General features: G+C 42.1%; 13 protein-coding genes. 4 read left to right on the top strand and 9 right to left on the bottom strand.

The window, feature by feature from the left end; translation table 11 throughout:
- Window positions 1-51: 51 nt before the first annotated feature.
- Both murF and NMK93_RS00970 read left to right on the top strand, forming a co-directional pair.
- Window positions 52-1,356: a UDP-N-acetylmuramoyl-tripeptide--D-alanyl-D-alanine ligase gene (gene murF / locus NMK93_RS00975; RefSeq protein ID WP_254526633.1), complete on the top strand. Its 1,305-nt coding sequence runs from the start codon at window positions 52-54 to the stop codon at window positions 1,354-1,356.
- A complete protein-coding gene (locus NMK93_RS00970; protein WP_254526634.1) occupies window positions 1,356-1,745 on the top strand; it encodes a VOC family protein in 390 nt (129 codons plus the stop codon). Before murF ends, NMK93_RS00970 begins: the two co-directional genes overlap by 1 nt.
- On the opposite strand, the gene NMK93_RS00965 is transcribed toward NMK93_RS00970, so the two are convergent.
- From NMK93_RS00965 to xseA, 9 genes are all read right to left on the bottom strand, one after another.
- Entirely contained in the window at window positions 1,742-2,188 is a 447-nt protein-coding gene (locus NMK93_RS00965; protein WP_254526635.1) for an Rrf2 family transcriptional regulator, read from the bottom strand. The genes NMK93_RS00970 and NMK93_RS00965 overlap by 4 nt on opposite strands.
- Before the next feature lie 45 nt (window positions 2,189-2,233).
- The gene (gene pafA, locus NMK93_RS00960) at window positions 2,234-3,874 is read right to left on the bottom strand and encodes an alkaline phosphatase PafA (RefSeq protein WP_254526636.1); all 1,641 of its coding nucleotides are present in this window, start codon (window positions 3,872-3,874) and stop codon (window positions 2,234-2,236) included.
- A 12-nt stretch (window positions 3,875-3,886) separates the two neighbouring features.
- Window positions 3,887-6,694: an excinuclease ABC subunit UvrA gene (gene uvrA, locus NMK93_RS00955; RefSeq protein WP_254526637.1), complete on the bottom strand. Its 2,808-nt coding sequence runs from the start codon at window positions 6,692-6,694 to the stop codon at window positions 3,887-3,889.
- 81 nt (window positions 6,695-6,775) lie between these two features.
- Entirely contained in the window at window positions 6,776-7,900 is a 1,125-nt protein-coding gene (locus tag NMK93_RS00950) for a cytochrome-c peroxidase (RefSeq protein WP_254526638.1), read from the bottom strand.
- Between the two features lie 8 nt (window positions 7,901-7,908).
- Window positions 7,909-9,417, bottom strand: coding sequence for a DUF6850 family outer membrane beta-barrel protein (locus tag NMK93_RS00945; RefSeq protein WP_254526639.1), 1,509 nt, complete (start codon window positions 9,415-9,417; stop codon window positions 7,909-7,911).
- A 1-nt stretch (window position 9,418) separates the two neighbouring features.
- Window positions 9,419-10,624 carry a DUF4876 domain-containing protein gene (locus NMK93_RS00940; RefSeq protein ID WP_254526640.1) on the bottom strand — a complete coding sequence of 402 codons (1,206 nt, stop codon included), beginning with the start codon at window positions 10,622-10,624 and terminating at the stop codon, window positions 9,419-9,421.
- A 14-nt stretch (window positions 10,625-10,638) separates the two neighbouring features.
- Window positions 10,639-13,413 (bottom strand): carboxypeptidase-like regulatory domain-containing protein, encoded by a 2,775-nt coding sequence (locus tag NMK93_RS00935; RefSeq protein WP_254526641.1) that lies wholly within the window; start codon window positions 13,411-13,413, stop codon window positions 10,639-10,641.
- A gap of 136 nt (window positions 13,414-13,549) precedes the next feature.
- On the bottom strand, window positions 13,550-13,777 hold the full coding sequence (gene xseB, locus NMK93_RS00930; RefSeq protein ID WP_185215793.1) for an exodeoxyribonuclease VII small subunit: 228 nt from the start codon (window positions 13,775-13,777) through the stop codon (window positions 13,550-13,552).
- Entirely contained in the window at window positions 13,767-15,038 is a 1,272-nt protein-coding gene (gene xseA / locus NMK93_RS00925; RefSeq protein WP_254526932.1) for an exodeoxyribonuclease VII large subunit, read from the bottom strand. The genes xseB and xseA overlap by 11 nt, the downstream gene beginning before the upstream one ends.
- An 88-nt stretch (window positions 15,039-15,126) precedes the next feature.
- Here xseA and NMK93_RS00920 point away from each other — a divergent pair, with 88 nt between their 5' ends.
- Window positions 15,127-16,857 carry a serine hydrolase gene (locus NMK93_RS00920; RefSeq protein WP_254526642.1) on the top strand — a complete coding sequence of 577 codons (1,731 nt, stop codon included), beginning with the start codon at window positions 15,127-15,129 and terminating at the stop codon, window positions 16,855-16,857.
- Complete coding sequence (locus NMK93_RS00915; protein ID WP_254526643.1) at window positions 16,857-18,017, top strand: dipeptidase; 1,161 nt, start codon at window positions 16,857-16,859, stop codon at window positions 18,015-18,017. Before NMK93_RS00920 ends, NMK93_RS00915 begins: the two co-directional genes overlap by 1 nt.
- Window positions 18,018-18,027: the final 10 nt, after the last annotated feature.

The raw sequence follows: 18,027 nt of genomic DNA, 5'->3' as shown, positions 1-18,027 counted from the left end.
CCTTATTTTATTTTAAAACTGCATGCTTACCTTTGTTTAAATTTAAATGTGATGCAAATAGCTCAACTCTACCAGATTTATAAAGAATTCCCAAAAGTTTGTACAGACACCCGTCTTATCAGCAAGGACTGTCTGTTTTTTGCGCTGAAGGGCGACAACTTCAATGGCAATAGTTTTGCGGACCAAGCCTTGGCTGCTGGCGCAAAATACGTGATCATTGATGACAGCAATTTTTACAAGGAAGATCCGGCCTATATCTTGGTAGATGATGTATTGAGCACCTTGCAGGATTTAGCGAGGTTCCACAGGAAACATTTAAAAATGCCATTCATCGGCATCACAGGTACCAACGGCAAGACAACGAGCAAGGAACTGTTGAACAGTGTCCTTTCGCAGAAATTCAACAGCTATGCCACAAAGGGCAACCTGAACAACCATATCGGTGTGCCTTTGACCATCCTTTCGCTTACTGAAGATATTGAAATCGCCATCGTGGAGATGGGAGCAAACCATGTGGGTGAAATCGCCTTTTTATGTGGGATTTCCCAACCTACCCATGGTTTCATTACCAATGTCGGCAAAGCGCACCTGGAAGGATTCGGCTCATTCGAAGGAGTCATGAAAGCCAAAGGTGAACTCTATGATTTTCTTCGCGACCATCAGGGCCAGATCTACGTTCAGGGCGATAATGAATACCTGATGCAGATGGCCGCAGACAGAGGCCTTCAGAACGTCATCCACTATGGTTTTTCCGAAGGGAATGATGTTCAGGGTGGTTTGGTCGTTGCCGACCCTTACCTGACCATATTTTGGAACACGAATGGGGAAGAGGATAGACAGGAAGTAAAGACACATCTGACCGGAGCCTACAATATAGAGAACATGCTGGCCGCTGTGGCACTTGGAAAAACCTTTGGGTTGAGTACCGAACAGATCAATGATGGCTTGGCAAACTACGTTCCACAGAACAACCGTTCGCAAATTACCAAAACAGACAAGAATACCATCATTGCAGATTATTACAATGCAAATGCCAGCAGCATGGCTGCAGCATTGGGCAATCTGGATGTTATCCAGGCTGACCGTAAAGTTGCAATCTTAGGTGACATGTTTGAAATGGGAGATCAGAGTGAAATCGAACACCGAAAGGTAATCGAAAAGGCAAAGAGTCTGAAATTAGATCGTTTGATCTTTGTCGGCAAGGCCTTTTATGCTTTGAAGGATGACGAAGCGAGTTACTTTGCTAGCACAGATGAGCTGAAAAAAGATCTTCAGGAACATCCTTTGGAAGACTTTATGATCCTGTTGAAGGCATCAAGAGGTATGGCCTTTGAAAAATTAATGGAGGTACTCTAATGCTAGAGCTTAAGGGCGTTCACCATATAGCCATTATCTGTAGGGACTATGCTGTTTCCAAGGCATTTTACACAGAAGTGTTAGGTTTGACCATTTTACAGGAAACCTATAGAGAGGCGCGAGATTCCTATAAATTGGATCTAGCCCTTCAGGGCGAATATATCATTGAATTGTTCTCATTTCCCAATCCTGCGGATAGGCCAAGTTATCCAGAGGCACGAGGACTGAGACATCTCGCTTTCAAGGTGGAGGATATAGAAAAACAGGTGGAAGAATTGAATAAGGAGGGGATAAAAACAGAGCCCATCCGTATTGATGAAACAAGCAATAAGAAATTTACTTTTTTCACCGATCCAGATGGGCTTCCTTTGGAGCTTTATGAAATTTAATCCTTACCTACTTCTAGGTTCAGTTCCTTTTCTTTATTGATTAAATTCGAGATACTGGTATCATTTAAGATCTGCAGCATGGCATTTCTCACTTCGATAAAGGTATCTCTGATGCCGCAGGCATGTTCTTCCACACATTCTTCACAAGAACGATAGAAATTCAAGCTGACACATGGCAATAGGGCAATGGGACCATCGATAAGGCGCATGACCTGCGATAGGTAGATGTCTTCAGGAGCTTTGTTCAAGCTGTAGCCACCACCTGCACCTTTTTTGGAATAAAGAATACCTGCGTTACGCATTTCCAACAAGATCTGTTCTAGGAACTTTTTGGGGATACATTCTTCTTCAGCAATCTTGCCGATCTGCATGGGTTCTTTCCCATAGTTTCTGCCTAATACCATTAGGGCTTTTATCGCGTATTTCGTTTTCTTCGATAGCATATCAAACCGATCTGGTCTTACCTTTCAAAAGTATAAAAAATAAAGCTATTTCTGCAATACGTCTACAATCGGCTGGCCGATAGACCCATTGGGCTCCATAACATGAAGCAAAGAGGACAGTGTAGGCGCAATATCCGTAATGTGAACGACTTTATTGGTCTTGCCTGGTGTGATACCCCAGCCCATAAACACCAATGGTATATGCGAGTCGTAAGGGGTCCATGTACCATGGGTAGTTCCCGTAGAGCGAGGCGTACCGTCATACCATTGCGGTTCGGTGATGATCTGAATGGCACCACTACGTTTGCGGTTATATCCATTGATGATTTTTTCGCGGATTTCGGTAGGTACCATCATGTTTTCTCCGCCTTCCATGTCCACGACATATGCCACACCGTCTTCATGTCTCAGCATCTTGATGATGGATTTCTTGATTTTCTCCTCATCCAACTTTGAGTTTTCGATTTCAGCATAGTTCAAGTGAACTTGGTAGTTCATTAAACTGATGATCAAATTGTCCTTTCCAAATTCCTCTTTCAGCTCATCGTTCATATTTCTTTGCAATTGTCTCGAAAAGAAATAACCACCATTACCGCGCATATCCATGAAATAACGAGAGTTATAGGAAGCAGCATGGTCTGCTGTCAAGAAAAATGTATAATTACCTTTACCTACGGTTTCATCCAGGTATTTAAAGAATTTTGCCAATTCTTGATCTAGACGAAGGTAAATATCTTCGATTTCCACAGAAGATAGCGAATAACGGTGACCGACATAATCCGTAGCAGATAGACTTACTGCAAGAAAATCTGTAGCATTCTGAGGGTTTTTACCAAGCTTCTCATTTTTGATGGCTTCCTTCGCAAAATCTAGGGTAAGGGTATTTCCGTATGGGGTAGATTTGATCAATTCATAACCGGCATCCTTCATCAACAAAGAAGTCTTTCTTGGGAAAGCTGCCGTTTCTTCGCCAGCCCACTTCCCTTCATATACATTATCATCATCGATGCTATTGGTTTTGTAAGTATCGATAGGATATAAAGTGTTCCAATCTTGTTTCAGGTATTTATCAGCAAGCTTTTGTTTATTAAAGCCGTCTACCCACTGAGGAAGTTTTTCCATGTAATAGGTTGAGCTGATCCAATCTCCGGACTTAGCTTCAAACCAATAAGCAGCATCGGCAAAGTGACCAGCAGGTAGGATTCCGCCCCTATCCTTGATCGCAATACCGATTACCTTAGAATGAAAATTGGTCGCTAATTTCAATTGATCCGTAACTGTAGAAGCCAACAAGTTTCTAGGAGACTGTTTACCTTCTTTTTCCGCTGTTCCCACACCTTCTACCGCATCATCTTGGGTACAATACATGGAAGTACCTGTTTGTTGTTCTATCCAGTCATTTCCTGCAATGCCGTGAATGGAAGGCACACTTCCAGTATAAACCGAACTATGACCGATAGCCGTGAAGGTCGGGACATAGTTGATCATGGCATTTTCACATGAAAAACCATAACGTAGCAAGCGCTTGAAACCATCATTCCCGTATCGATCCGCAAAACGGTACAGATAATCCCAACGCATTTGGTCCACCATCAGGCCTACCACTAACTTCGGCCGCTCCACCTGTGCCGAAAGCAGGGTGCAGAAGCATAAGAACAACATAGAAATACTTAACTTTCTATACATTATTATTAAATTTTAGGGTTTAAAATTTAGGTGACGTTTTAAAAAATCACCCGTATAAGAGTCTTTCTCTTTGACCAAATCTTCCGGCGTTCCGGCAAAGACAATGTTTCCGCCCTTGTCTCCACCTTCCGGACCGATATCGATTACCCAATCGGCAGATTTGATCATATCTAAGTTATGTTCGATGACCAATACGGTATTTCCTTGTGCAATCAGCGCATTGAAAGCTTTTAACAGCTTGCTGATATCATGGAAATGCAGTCCGGTTGTCGGTTCATCGAAAATAAACATGGTTTTCTTTTGGTTATTTCCTTTGATCAGGAAGGAGGCAAGTTTGATCCTTTGGGCCTCACCACCTGAAAGCGTACTTGAAGACTGTCCCAATTTCACATAGCCCAATCCTACCTCTTGTAAAGGTCCCAGCTTGTTCAATATCTTAGGTTGATCTGCAAAGAATTCAATAGCTTCATCCACACTTAAATCTAAGATATCAGATACCGATTTCTCTTTATACTGAACATCCAAAACATGTTGTTTAAAGCGCTTACCATCACAGGCCTCACATGGTAGGATGATATCCGCCATAAATTGCATCTCGATCTTTACTACACCCTCTCCCTGACAGACCTCACATCTACCGCCCTCCACATTGAAAGAAAAGGCAGATGGTTTCAAGCCATTAGCTTTGGCTGCTGGCAATGAGGAATACAAGGCCCTGATTTCATCCCAAGCTTTGACATAAGTAACCGGATTTGAACGTGTGGACCTTCCGATCGGATTTTGATCGACCATTTCTACCTGTTCGATCTGATCTATTGCGCCTTCGATTCCATCATATAGACCTGTTTGTTCGCCTGAATAGGAGCCTATGGCTTTCTGTAGGGCTGGATAAAGGATCCTTTTGACCAAGGAAGTCTTACCGGAGCCTGAAACACCAGAAACAACGGTAAACACATTCAATGGAAAATCTACGGTTATCCCTTTCAGGTTATTTTCTCGGGCACCATTCACACGGATGGCTTCATTCCATTTCTTCCTTTTTTCAGGAACGACAATAGAAAGATCTCCATGAAGATATTCACCAGTCAAGCTTTTTTTATCCTTCAAGATTTCTTGATAGGTTCCTGCAAATACCAGTTCGCCGCCATTGATCCCTGCTTCAGGACCAATATCGATCAGGTAATCTGCTGCTTCCATCATTTCTTGCTCATGCTCCACCACAATTACGGTATTGCCGGCATCGCGAAGGGACTTCAGCACCCCGATTAATTTTTGGGTATCCCGAGGGTGCAAACCTATACTAGGCTCATCCAATACATAAATGGACCCCACTAGGGACGATCCCAAAGAAGTGGCTAGGTTGATACGTTGAGATTCACCTCCTGAAAGGCTATTGCTCAAGCGGTTCAGGGTAAGATAGCTCAGGCCTACATCACACAGGAACTGCAGACGATTCACGATCTCGGCCAATAAGCGTTTGGCGATGATTGCTTCGCTCTCTGAAAGTTTCAGGTTTTGGAACAGCTCCAAAGCTTCACTTAGAGGCAACAAAACCACATCGGTAATGGAATGTCCATTGATCTTTACATAAGATGCATCCTTACGCAGTCTGGTCCCTTTACATTCAGGACAGTCGGTTTTCCCCCGATATCTGGAGAGCATCACCCTATATTGGATCTTATAGGTCTGCTCTTCCAATTCCGCAAAGAAATCGTTCAAGCCCCTAAAATATTTATTTCCTTTCCAAAGTAACTCTTGTTGAGCCTTGGTCAGGTCACTATAGGCACGATGGATAGGAAAATCAAATTTTATGGCCGTACGCACCAATTTATCCAACCACGCGCCCATTTTCTCGCCGCGCCAAGGAGCAATGGCTCCATCGAATATCGAGCGGCTTTTATCTGGAATGACTAGATCTGGATCGATACCAATGATCTTTCCATAGCCTTCACAACGTTTACATGCCCCATAAGGATTATTGAAACTGAAAAAGTTTGGGGTAGGCTCTTCAAAGGTTATTCCATCAAGCTCAAACTTGTCTGAAAAATGAAACAGTTCCTCATCAACCTGAATCTCACATTCACCCTTTCCTTCGAAATAAGCGGTTTGTACAGAATCGGCGAGACGATTGATGGTATCATCTTCATGGTCCAAGCGAACCCTATCGATCACGATATAGACTTCTCCTTCCTTAAAGTTGGCGTTGGATACCGCTTTATCTTCAATGATGGTTTCGATCTTATGGATGGAATCGTTGTATTTTACACGGACAAATCCCTTTTGCAGCAAAAGTGAAAGTTCTTCCTTCAGTTTTCTGTTATTACTAGGGATAAGGGGGCTATAAATGGTGATGGTTGTGTCATCGTGATAGGCCGACAGTTTATCCACAATGGAGCTGACGGTATCTTTGCTCACTACTTCTCCAGAAACTGGCGAAATGGTCTTTCCAATTCTTGCGAACAACAATTTAAGGTAATCGTAGATCTCGGTGGAGGTTCCCACAGTAGATCTGGGATTACTTGAGATGACCTTTTGCTCGATCGCGATAGCCGGAGCAATGCCTTTGATGTAGTCTACATCAGGCTTGTTCATACGGCCCATAAACTGTCTGGCATAGGAAGACAAGCTTTCTACATACCGGCGTTGGCCTTCAGCATAAAGTGTATCGAATGCGAGGGAAGATTTTCCGGATCCTGACATCCCTGTAATGACAACAAGTTGGTTTTTAGGAATATCGACATCGATATTCTTCAGATTGTTGACACGGGCGCCTTTTATTTGGATATGGGTTTTTGGAGTATGAATAGCAGTTTTTTGCATAACCTCCAAAGTTAGGCAAAACTCATGAAAATGAGCCCTCTAATCCAAAGAAAAACGATTTCTTATGAAATAGTTACAATATTATCGCGGTAATTTTTCAGGTCTCGGCATGCGATATTTAGTGGCCGTTATCGCGTCCAAAAATGCGGCAACCTGACGGATTTCCTCTTTGCTCAGATCCAGTTTCTTCATCAATGGGTCAATCCTAGGGTGCATCGGATCCGCCTCCTGTTCTGCATTTCTAGGGTTGTTCATGGCCATCCCAGAGTTATACATATTGATCACACCGATAATATTATCGAACAGACCATTATGCATCCAAGGATTCGTATTCATTACATCTCTCAAGGATGGTGTTCTGAACTTTCCGACATCTTTAGGGTCTTTGGTCACTTCATAACGCCCTAAATCCTCATATTTTCTTTTGTAATAGGTCAGTCCGATATTATGAAAATCTTCGTCCGTAAAGTACTGCCCGTTATGGCAGTTCATACAGCGGGCTTTGGTACGGAACAAGTGCAATCCTGCAATCTCATCATCATTCAAGGCCTCGTATTTTCCATCTAAGAATTCGTCAAACCTACTTCTTTTACTTGTAATCGTGCGTTGGAAGGTAGCAAGGGCGCTCATGATTTCAGGCATTGAGAAATCCTCATCGCCAAAAGCCTCTTTGAATAGTTTTTTGTATTCGGGGATAGCTTTCAGTTTAGGGACCAGTTTAGTCAGGTCCATGGCCATTTCATTATGTGCTTCAATTGGGCTCAGCGCTTGTTCTTCAAGGGAATGGGCTCTACCGTCCCAAAACATGGTTTTGCGCTCGCCAACATTCATCAAGGAAATGGAATTTCTATTTCCAACGAGATGGTCATGCCCTACAGGTACGGTGGAATGGTCTCCAAAGTACGTTTGGGGATTATGGCAAGAGCTGCATGAAATCTGGTTCGAACCCGATAGGATAGGGTCAAAGAAAAGGAACTTGCCCAGTTTCACCTTAGGCTGTTCCATTAAGGAAAAATAGCTGGTATCGATTTTTGGAAGAGATTTGAACTCTTCATATTTCACGCCAGAGTCAATGGTTGGTTTTGGCCACTCACTGATTGGCTTGCTGTAAAGGCTTCGCAAATCTTGAATCCCTTTATCACTCAGAAAAGCTGTGCTCAGAATGCACATTCCCAAAATAAACCCGATCGCTAATACTTTTTTCATCTCTAACTCTAAAACATCAACCCTATGGTCAACGAATAATACTTCTGTTTTATTTCAGTAGCCGAAAGCGCCTCTGCCTGCACAAAAGGTTTGATCTGCTTTGCTGCTACAAAATCATACCTTGCACGAGCTCCGATGGAGAAAGGTTCGGCTGTTAGGTAGTTATAGTTCTCTTGCAGCATATCCGCAATTCCAGTCCCTTGCTTGACACCATTGAACTGGGATCTGCTTTTCAACAGTTTCTGCTTCTGCAAATTTAAACTAATTCCAAATAAACCGCTCTTTAAATCCCATAAATACTGCCCCTCAACGCCAATATTCAGCATATCAGCCAGTTGTTCACTGAAAGGGTTGACATATTGTTCCTTAAATTGGGTAAAATCCGCATAAGGCTTAATGGTCCAGTCTGCTTTTCCTACAATTGCCTCGAGGTGGTAACTGAAATGATAATAGCGGTAAGAAGATATTTCAGAAATCTTAATAAGACCCTGGGAAGATCCATCATTATGGAATAGGCTTTCGACTCCTTTTCTGGTTTGCAACTCCATGGAGGCATTTCCACCGTATTTCCAATCCTTTGTTCTATGGAGATAGCCGATTTTTCCAGAGATGATCTGGTCAGTCCAATCATTGGCATTTCTACGGGATGCGGATAATTTTCGATTACCATTCTTTTGAGATAAACCTGCTTCAATAAAAAAACCATGTTCTGATCTGGGAAGGAAGGAAATCTTTCCGTCAAACCCATTCATCTCATATAGGATGTCATCACTTTCACTAGATAAGCCTGAAAGCAATTTATTATATGCTCCTAATCCATTCATATAATATACTGGCGGTTTCCCCAGTTCTCTCAGGAAGGTTAATTTGTTGCTTTGTTTATAGAATTGATATCCCAGGTTAGCACTCAACAGATACTGCGGTAGGATTTGGTAAGAAGCTCCCAATCCAACATGGAGGTTGCTACTGTTGTTCTCTGGTCTTGGGTCCACTTTACGATGGGAAAGATTGGCTCTGTAGCCAGCTTCTCCCCCGATGACCCATTTTCCAATCTCTTTGGCCATACCTCCAGAAAATTGGTACATCTCTGAATTGAGGTCGCCACCTACAGAGTCAGCGGTTAAATACGGGAACACGACCTCAAAATCCGAAGTTTCATTGAACTTGAGGTCTTGGATTTTCTTGCTCTCGTAGCTAGCCTCTCCCCAAAGGGTGATATTGGGAAAAGCTTCTTTTTGGTAAGACTCGGTATTGAATCTAAATCCTTGGTCTCCGGATCCCCTTTGCAGGGTATATCGATCCTTATTGTCGGAGAAATAAGACAGTTCAATAGGAGTTAACGACTGTTGGTATTGGAAGGGTCTTAATGCAGGACTTTCATATAAAGTATTACGGAAAGTCCTGCTGATATCCATACGTTCCTTGATCCCCAAAGAATTTACGCTCAGGGAATCCTGTGCTTTGCTAATAGAAGCAAAACAGCAGCATAAAACAACCGTGGATAAGTACCTTAACATGTTATGGTAGCAATAGTGCTTTTGAGGAAGGCATAAAATCTTCGGAGGAATTATTGGTATCCTTCAAATAAGGTTTACCATTTTCCAAGTTTCCGATCGTCTTTCTGATTACCGATTTACCGTAACGCGTATCATCGCCTAAAGCTTGGCTTGCGTAGGTCCAGCCCATATCCAATGAACTATCGGTCACCAACCATGCAAAGGTGGTTTTTGCAGATACGTTGACCGCATCGGTGATGTAGCTATTTGGAATCTTAAAGGAATCAAAATTCATTTTTCTACCGGTTTCACTGATATAGCTATAGGAGTAAGCATTATCTGTTTTAAATTTCTCAACGGTTACCCCTTCTGGGAATCTTCCCATGACATAGGATTGGTGGCCATTGGAGTGCATCAAAAGATTGCCTGAAACATTAATTGCATTCGGAACGCTAGGGTTATCAATGTTGATGGAACCGATCAGTTCGATCTCGAAATCTGCTTTAGAAAGGTCGAAAGATTTCGGATTAACCTTAGTATGGTCAATGGCATTGTTCGCAATGATCAGATCCGCACCTGGAGCTACCGCGTACTGTTTTCCAGTTCCCGGAATCATGATGATCTGTTTGGAAGTGAAAGCATCTTTCATGACATCAGGGGTATAGTTTCTTTTTGTCACGGTTAGGAAATCAGATTGAGCGATAAACAGTCCATCAGCATATAGCGTATCTGATGAGTTGTTATGGAGAATAAAATACTTATCTCCATTGTACAGTTTACCTGCTTCGGTAGAGGTTCCGGTGAAGAAAATCTCTTTGAAAACAAAGTTTGCTGTTGGGTCTGAAAGAAAAGTTTCTAAGCTAATGCTTGTATTGGCAGCATTAACGACGATCCCTTCTTTGCGTGCTTTAATCTTCATGGCCTTATCTTTATCGCCAACCTTTATTACGATGTCTCCATCTAGGGTCGCAACATAAGTACCATAAGCCAAGGAAGTCTTTGCGGTATCAGATCCTTCAACCAAAGTAGCGGCCGTAGTGACTTCTGTATTTGTTTCCTGTAAAGTGATCCTCACATTATTGAGTTTGTATTCACCTTGCAAACTTGACTTATCAACTTCGATTAAAACTTCAGATCTAGATTCTAAAAATTCATCTTTCATACAAGAGCTCATTCCGAAAAGCATCAAGCATAAAATCATCATTTTCAAGTTTGTTAAATTTTTCATTTCTATTCTATCTATTATATTTTAATATTTACTTCCATTCCAAAATAAGGGTTATCTTCTGCTCTATTACGTCGGATAAACTGATTACCATATTGAGAATAATCAGGCTTATAGATAAAGAGCCGGTTGACAAACATGGCTACCCTAATCCTATTTTTAATAACCTTTGTCGCTTTAAAATTCACCAGCAGATCAATAGGCTCCTTAAATTCATTGTATAAATATGGATCAACCTTGCGGTCCAATAGGCGCAGGATGGGGTCGTTTCTATCTGCCTCGGTATAGTTGTGGTAGTTTTGGTCAATGTCCAAATAGCCTATTGGCAGGTTATCCCTGAACAAGGATTGCTTGGATTTGTACCAGAAGCTCTGCACACTCATCGACAGGTTCATTCCCAACTTTGGTAAAAAGGAGTCAGCAGTGAGATTGGTATTGAAACTTTCGTAATGACCTCCTGTGTTGCCATTGGCATAGACCCCTACATATTGCCTTACTTTTCCATCCGTAATTTCCAATGGACTTATTACCTCCATGACTGGCTGATTGTTGGCATTGAAGGTTCGAAACCAAGCCCCGTTTACTGTGAAACGCGTGTTGATTCCCTGGATCCGCTTGGAGCTGAAGTTGTATTCAAGTCCTTGCTTTTCCGTGATGCTCCCGTTTGAGTTTTGAGTGTAAGAATGAAATTCAGCTTGGTCAACATAAGTAAAATCTTCAATTGATGGTTTCGCTGTCAATGTATTGGGATCAACAGAAGTGACATTATATTTTCTTAGGGAAACAGCATCAAAAACGGAGATATTCCTAAATCCATTATCCAACTTTTCATTGAAGTAATTAATGGAGAAGGTATTCCCTTCGAAATCCAACTGGGTTCCGATTTCCCATTTTATGTTTTTCGCTGCTTCCAAAGCATAATTCACCGGATTGACAATATTGGTCGTAGCCCAAGCTAACCTATATGCTGGGTTATTATGATAATAGACCAGTTCCGGGATATCACGATAGAAGTTTTGAGGATAGAGTAGATTTTGGTTTGGAGCCAAGGTCTGGATCCCATATCCCGCGAAGACATTGGATTTCAATTGCTTTCCAAATACGCTGATTTGTGGAAGATGCAACCTTCCATTGTATCTTGGATCTACAAATACCTTACCTGACAGGGCATATTCCTTGTCTAGGTTAGTCAAGCTAAAGGCTCTTACACCGAGATTATTTTCGAATAGAAGATCTCCTATATTGATAAAGAACCTGTCTTCTGCAAAAAGGGAAAGGTTGCTCATGGCCGGAATGGACCTTAAAGATCTCGGTCTGGCATTTATGGAAGTGCTGATTGGAAAATCTAGGTCATATTGTGGTCCTAAGCCAAGGTTCTTGGCGTAGGCATATTCAAGGCCGGCCTTCACCTGTTGTTTGAACAGCCTATTAAAGCTCCAGTTCCCTACAAGCTTAAGGTTGATATCCAATGGGCGGCTGTCCGACTTAAATTCTCCTACATAGGATGGGGTCATAAAGATAGCCTCATGGCTTCCTGAAACCATGGAGTTCATCAAAATAGTGGCAGTCCTTGCCTGCACCAGCTTTTGCATGTCAATCTGGTTGGAAGATAGCCTAGCATTAATCCCAAAAGTTACATTCCTGAATGTTGATTTAGGATTTGAGGAGAATAGTTTGAAGGTATTATTGAAACCGAAGAACTGCACATTGTTCTTGTAGCGATCCGTTAGTTTATAATCATTATCAGGATCTAATCGTTCATTGTCAATGGTGGTATTGAAGTCCAGTCCATGGTTCCAAATGAAACGATAATTGTTTAAGTTCCAAGTTTTCTCGCCCCTAATGGAAGTATTGATTCTTTTGAAGGTATTATAGATATCCGTGACATTACTTCTGGAATTGAGGTAACCGCCATCAATGTTCAGTTTATAGGAACCAAATTCGAAGCCTTTACCAACTCCGAGCAATTTACTAAAACCATCAGCTTTAATTCTTGCAGTCCAAGGTTCATAACCTTTAATTCTATCGATCAGGACAACACCTGAAGTCAGGTTACCATACTCTACGGATGGAATCCCTCGGATAATCTCCACTTTTTCAATATTATCCGTGGCAATGGTCCGCATATCCACAGCAATATTGGCAGTGCTACGTCCATTATTCATACTCCCCTGACCTAATTCAAATCCTGCAGTTGGATCAACCATGGATTGGGAATTAAGCTGCATTCCATCCACCGAAAACATGGTTCCCAAGGAACCTGTGGAATAAGCGGACATGGAAGCGCCATTGGCTGTCCTCAGGTTGATACCGTTGACTTGATCAAGGACTGGACTCTTGGTTTGTCCACCTGGGAGCAGTTCCAATAAATCGGTAAAGCTTGATGGCTGAAGATGCTGTATGGCATCTCTCGTGATGATTGAGCTCGTACCTATATTCTTGGACTCTTTGGCCGTGACATAAACCTCATCGATATTGACTTCATCTTGGTTGAAAACAATATGGGTTTCACGATTATTGTCGAGCTTTATGGTTCGGGTAATGGGTTTGAAACCAATATGGGAAAACTTAAGTAGATAGCTGCCCTGAGGTAGATTGGGAATAATAAACAGTCCTTGTTCATCACTCAGGCTGCTAAAGTTGGGTTTCTCCGCAATCTCGATATTTACATTGCCCAAGGCTTGCCCCTTACTGTCCTTAATGGAACCAGAAATGGAGAATAACTGAGCAAATGATACAAACGGAAGGCCCAGGAAGATTAGTAATATGTAGATGTTTTTGAGCAAAGACAATTAAGACTAATTCTAAACAGCGCAAAATAACGTAAAAATATTTACTTTTAGAAATAGCTTTTCCTTTAACTCTAGGAAGTTAAATTGGGATTGATTGAACTCAGGCGTTGAAATTTATAAAAAAAGCTTGTTGTGATTATTCAAAATCACCTTCCCCAGCTTTGTTATCATTCTCCAGTTTCTGCAATAGTTTTTCTACTTCTTCTTCTGAAGCTGTTAGTTTCGCCTTGCAGATAGTCAACAATTCAGATGCCCTATTGATCTTGGCTGTCAACTCATCTACAGCAATATCACCAGATTCGATGTCTGAAACAATATGTTGAAGTTCCTCGAACGCATCTTTATAGCTGTATTTATTTTCCATGGTTTGATTCTTTGTTTATTACTTTAGAAATGATCTTTCCGTCTTCCAATTGGATTTCCAGTTCAGAACCTATTTCAACTTGGTCCAGCTTGTGGACAGATTTACCGTCCATCCGCACGATACTAAAGCCTCTTTTTAATATATGAATGGGATTCACGATACCTAGCATTCTTTCCAAATGCTGCAGCTGGGCTTGATTTTCCTTTATGCTCTGTCTACTGAACCTGATCAAGTGGGCCTGTAGCCCGTTCAATTCCGCTTTATCTTTTAACAAGAGGGTTTTACTGTTCCAAGAAATTGAAGACACGATATGTTTTAATTTTAGATTTTCTTCTTCAAAGCTCCTTCTAACTGCTCGCAACATTCTTTCCAACGCATTATCCACAGGGATAGCAAAATTGTGGAACTTCTGTAAAAGGAAGTCCGCCAATTCGCTAGGCGTAATAGCGTTCTTATACGCGACCATCTCACTGACGGTTTCATTTGTGGAGTGACCTATCCCTGTGAGTACAGGAATTGGAAAGATGGCAATGGCCTTGGACAGGAAATAGTTGTTATAGGAACTCAAGCCGACATCTCCTCCTCCACCTCTAATGATGGCGACCGCATCAAAATCTTCTAATTTATTAGCAATGACCTCCAATTGCTTAATAATGGAGCTGATGGATTTATCCCCCTGCAATAAGGCAGGAAAGAGCGTGCATTCAATTTTATAGCCCCAAGGGTTACCGTTGATAATTTTAAAGAAATCGGAAAGCCCCTTACTGGTCTCAACAGAGATAATGGCCAATCGCTTAGGGATGAGAGGGAATGGAAGCCTTTTATTGGCGTCAAATATACCTTCTTCGGTCAGTTTCTTGATGCTTTCCCTTTTCTCTTTTTCCAGTTCTCCAAGCACAAAGGTAGGATCGATATCAATAATCTTCAGACTGAAGCCGTACAGCGGATCGTAGGATATACCCGCCTGGAATAGCATGGTAATACCTTCCCTTAAGGGTTCTCCAAGTACTTCCATGAACTGCCTGTTTATGCGTTCATAATCCATTTTCCATAAAATAGACCGCATTTCAGCAACCACCTTACCTTCTTTTTTCTCTAGTAGTTCGGGGTAGCAATGGCCTGAATGGGAATAATGGTTCAATTTGTTCATCTCCGCTTTAATCCAATAAAGACTCTTGTATCGCTCAGCAATCGTCTTTTGAATGCTTCGGGACACCTCTAGGAGAGTGAAAACGGTTTTATTGTCCATCAGTTCGGGCATTCTCAAATATACAGAATTATTACAGGTCGGGAATGCGTGTTTGTGCGTTTTATTAGTACATTTACAATAAGAAATCCTAAAAACAATTATGATTCGCTTTTTAAACCTCCTTACAATATTCCTGTTATGCGGGTATTCCATTAGTCAAGCTCAGTATAAACAGGTCATCAGCAATCAAACGGTTCTTCTGAACAACCAAAAGAACATCCTGCCCTTCAAGCGTTTGGATGAACGCAGAATAGCGGTCATCAGTACGGACAGTGTAAAATATGCACCCTTTATTCAGCAATTACAGCGATATGGTGAAGTAAAGAGCTTTGGTTTTGACCAATATGATGAACATACGAAATACTACAATACTATTATCGTTGCTGGTACGGAAGACGAGTTTAGACCGGATCAATTGGCGATGGTCATTCAATCTGCCGTAAATCGAAAGGATGTCATTCTCTGTAAATTCGGGAAGGATATCAATTACATCAATATAGGCTTGTCTTCTGCCAACCTAAGCCGATTTGCCAGCATCTTAACAGCACCTAGCTTAGATGAAGGTGCCCAGGAGAATGCGGCAATGTCCATCTTCGGTGGGTTAGGTATCACTGCCGGAACGAATAAAACAACGCAAACCCGACTACAGTACAGCAAAGGCAGACAGTCAGGCCTGGACATCGCCAAAATGACCAATCAGATCGATGCCATTGCGAAGGATGCTGTTGAGCAGCATGCCGCTCCGGGGATGATGGTCATGGCCATAAAAGATGGTCAGGTAATCTTTGAAAAGGCGTATGGCTACCATACCTACGAAAAGAAGCAGGCCAATAGCATTTATGATATCTATGACTTAGCATCCATCAGTAAAATTGCCGGCACGACGCCTGTTGTGATGCACTTACAGGAAAACAACATCATCAATCTGGATAGCACCATGGGACATTACCTATGGCAAGCGAAACAGAGCAATAAAGCCAATATTACCCTCAGGACCGTACTTTTACATGAGGCTGGTTTTACTCCTTTTATCCCGTTCTACAGGAACCTGAAACCTGGTGACCTTCAACGCACAAAAGATGATTCCCATCAAGTCAAGGTCGCTGACAATGCCTATCTAAAGAATAATTACTACCGAGATGTTATGTGGCCAGAGATGTTGAATTCTCCGGTTAAGCCAATCGGAAACTATGTCTATTCAGACATCAGCATGTATGTAATGAAGGAAGTCTCTGAACATGAAACTTCCACTCCAATGCAGGACTATGTCCAAGATATTTTGTACAGGCCCATTGGGATGAAGACCGCGGGATATCTTCCGAGAGATCGTTTCAACAAGGACCAATTCATTCCTACCCAACAGGACACCGCCTTTCGGAAGGTCCTGTTGCAAGGATATGTGCATGATGAGGGTGCAGCCATGGCCGGTGGAGTGGCTGGACATGCGGGCCTGTTTGCTTCTGCAAATGACCTTGCTATCTACGGACAGCTATTGCTGAATCGAGGCGAATATGGGGGCGTGAGGTATTATAAACCGGAGACCATCGATCTTTTCACCTCCAAACAGTCGAAAACAAGTCGCAGAGGTTTGGGTTTCGACCGATATGACCCTAAGAAAGTCGCAGACTACCCTTCTAAATTGGCAAATCCATCTGTATATGGCCATACCGGTTATACAGGGACTTGTATATGGGTAGATCCGAATAACCAATTGATTTATATATTTTTGTCAAATAGAGTACATCCGCAGGTATCTACAAAAATCTATGATCTGAACGTTAGGAGTCGTATACAGGATGTCATCTATGAAACCATTTTTAACGCTAAATAATGAAAAAGAAGTTTTTATTGACCTTCCTTCTCGGGGGTTCTATTTTTGCCAGTATGGGGCAGGATTATAAACAGATACATCAAGACCTGATCGTTGTGGATGGGCACAATGATGTGATCGTCGAAAGCATATTGCCTGGCAAGGACATCGGCAAAAGAATAAAAACCGGTCATACCGATCTACCCAGACTGAAAGAAGGTGGAGTGGATGTTCAGGTATTTGCCGTTTGGTCCGATGACAAGAAATGGAAGAAGAATGCCTACAAACATGCGAACGACCAAATTGATGCCTTAGAGAAATTGATTGCCAACAATCCGGATAAGATCGAACTGGCAAAGAGTTCTACAGATATAGAACGCATCAACAGAGAGGGAAAGATCGTTGCATTGATTGGAATAGAAGGCGGCAATATGATTGAGGAACGCCTTGATTATCTGGAGGCACTTTACGATCGTGGAGCCCGCTATCTGACCCTTACCTGGAACTACAACCTTCCTTGGGTGACGGCAGCTGCCATGGAAGTGAAGACCAAGGACAAAAAAGGAAAAGGCTTGACGGAACATGGCAAGGAAATTATCAGTAAGATGAACGACCTCGGTATGATGGTCGACCTTTCCCATGCCGGTGAACAAACATTTTATGATGTTTTGAGTATCACAAGCAAACCAGTATTGGTCTCCCACAGCAATGCAGCAGCATTGACGCCACATTATCGCAACCTGAAAGATGCGCAATTGGAAGCCCTGAAGAAAAATGGTGGTGTAGTAGGTGTCAATTTTTATTCTGAATTTCTTGATTCCAACTACCCGAAGAGAGTAAAAAAACTCTATTACAAAACCCACAAAAAAGACAGTACAAACAAGGAATTATCTATAGGCAAGATGTATGGTTCCCTTTCGCCAAAGCTAAAGCATGAAGCTAATGCCCCTTTTGAAAATGTACTTAAGCACATAGACCATCTGGTCGCAAAGGCGGGCATCGACCATGTAGCCATAGGATCCGACTTTGATGGCATTGAATCTCCGCCTCAGGAACTAGAAGATGTCACCAAATTCCCGGTCCTCACAAAAGCATTGCTGGAAAGAGGCTACAGCAAGGAAGATGTCGCTAAGATCATGGGATTGAACTTCCTGAGAGTCCTTAAGGAGAATGAGAAATAGGTTATAGACA

Source organism: Sphingobacterium sp. LZ7M1, from assembly GCF_024296865.1.
In the GTDB taxonomy this organism is placed as follows: Bacteria; Bacteroidota; Bacteroidia; order Sphingobacteriales; family Sphingobacteriaceae; genus Sphingobacterium.
Note: the sequence above shows the minus strand (reverse complement) of the source record. Positions and strands in the feature narration are given on the sequence as shown.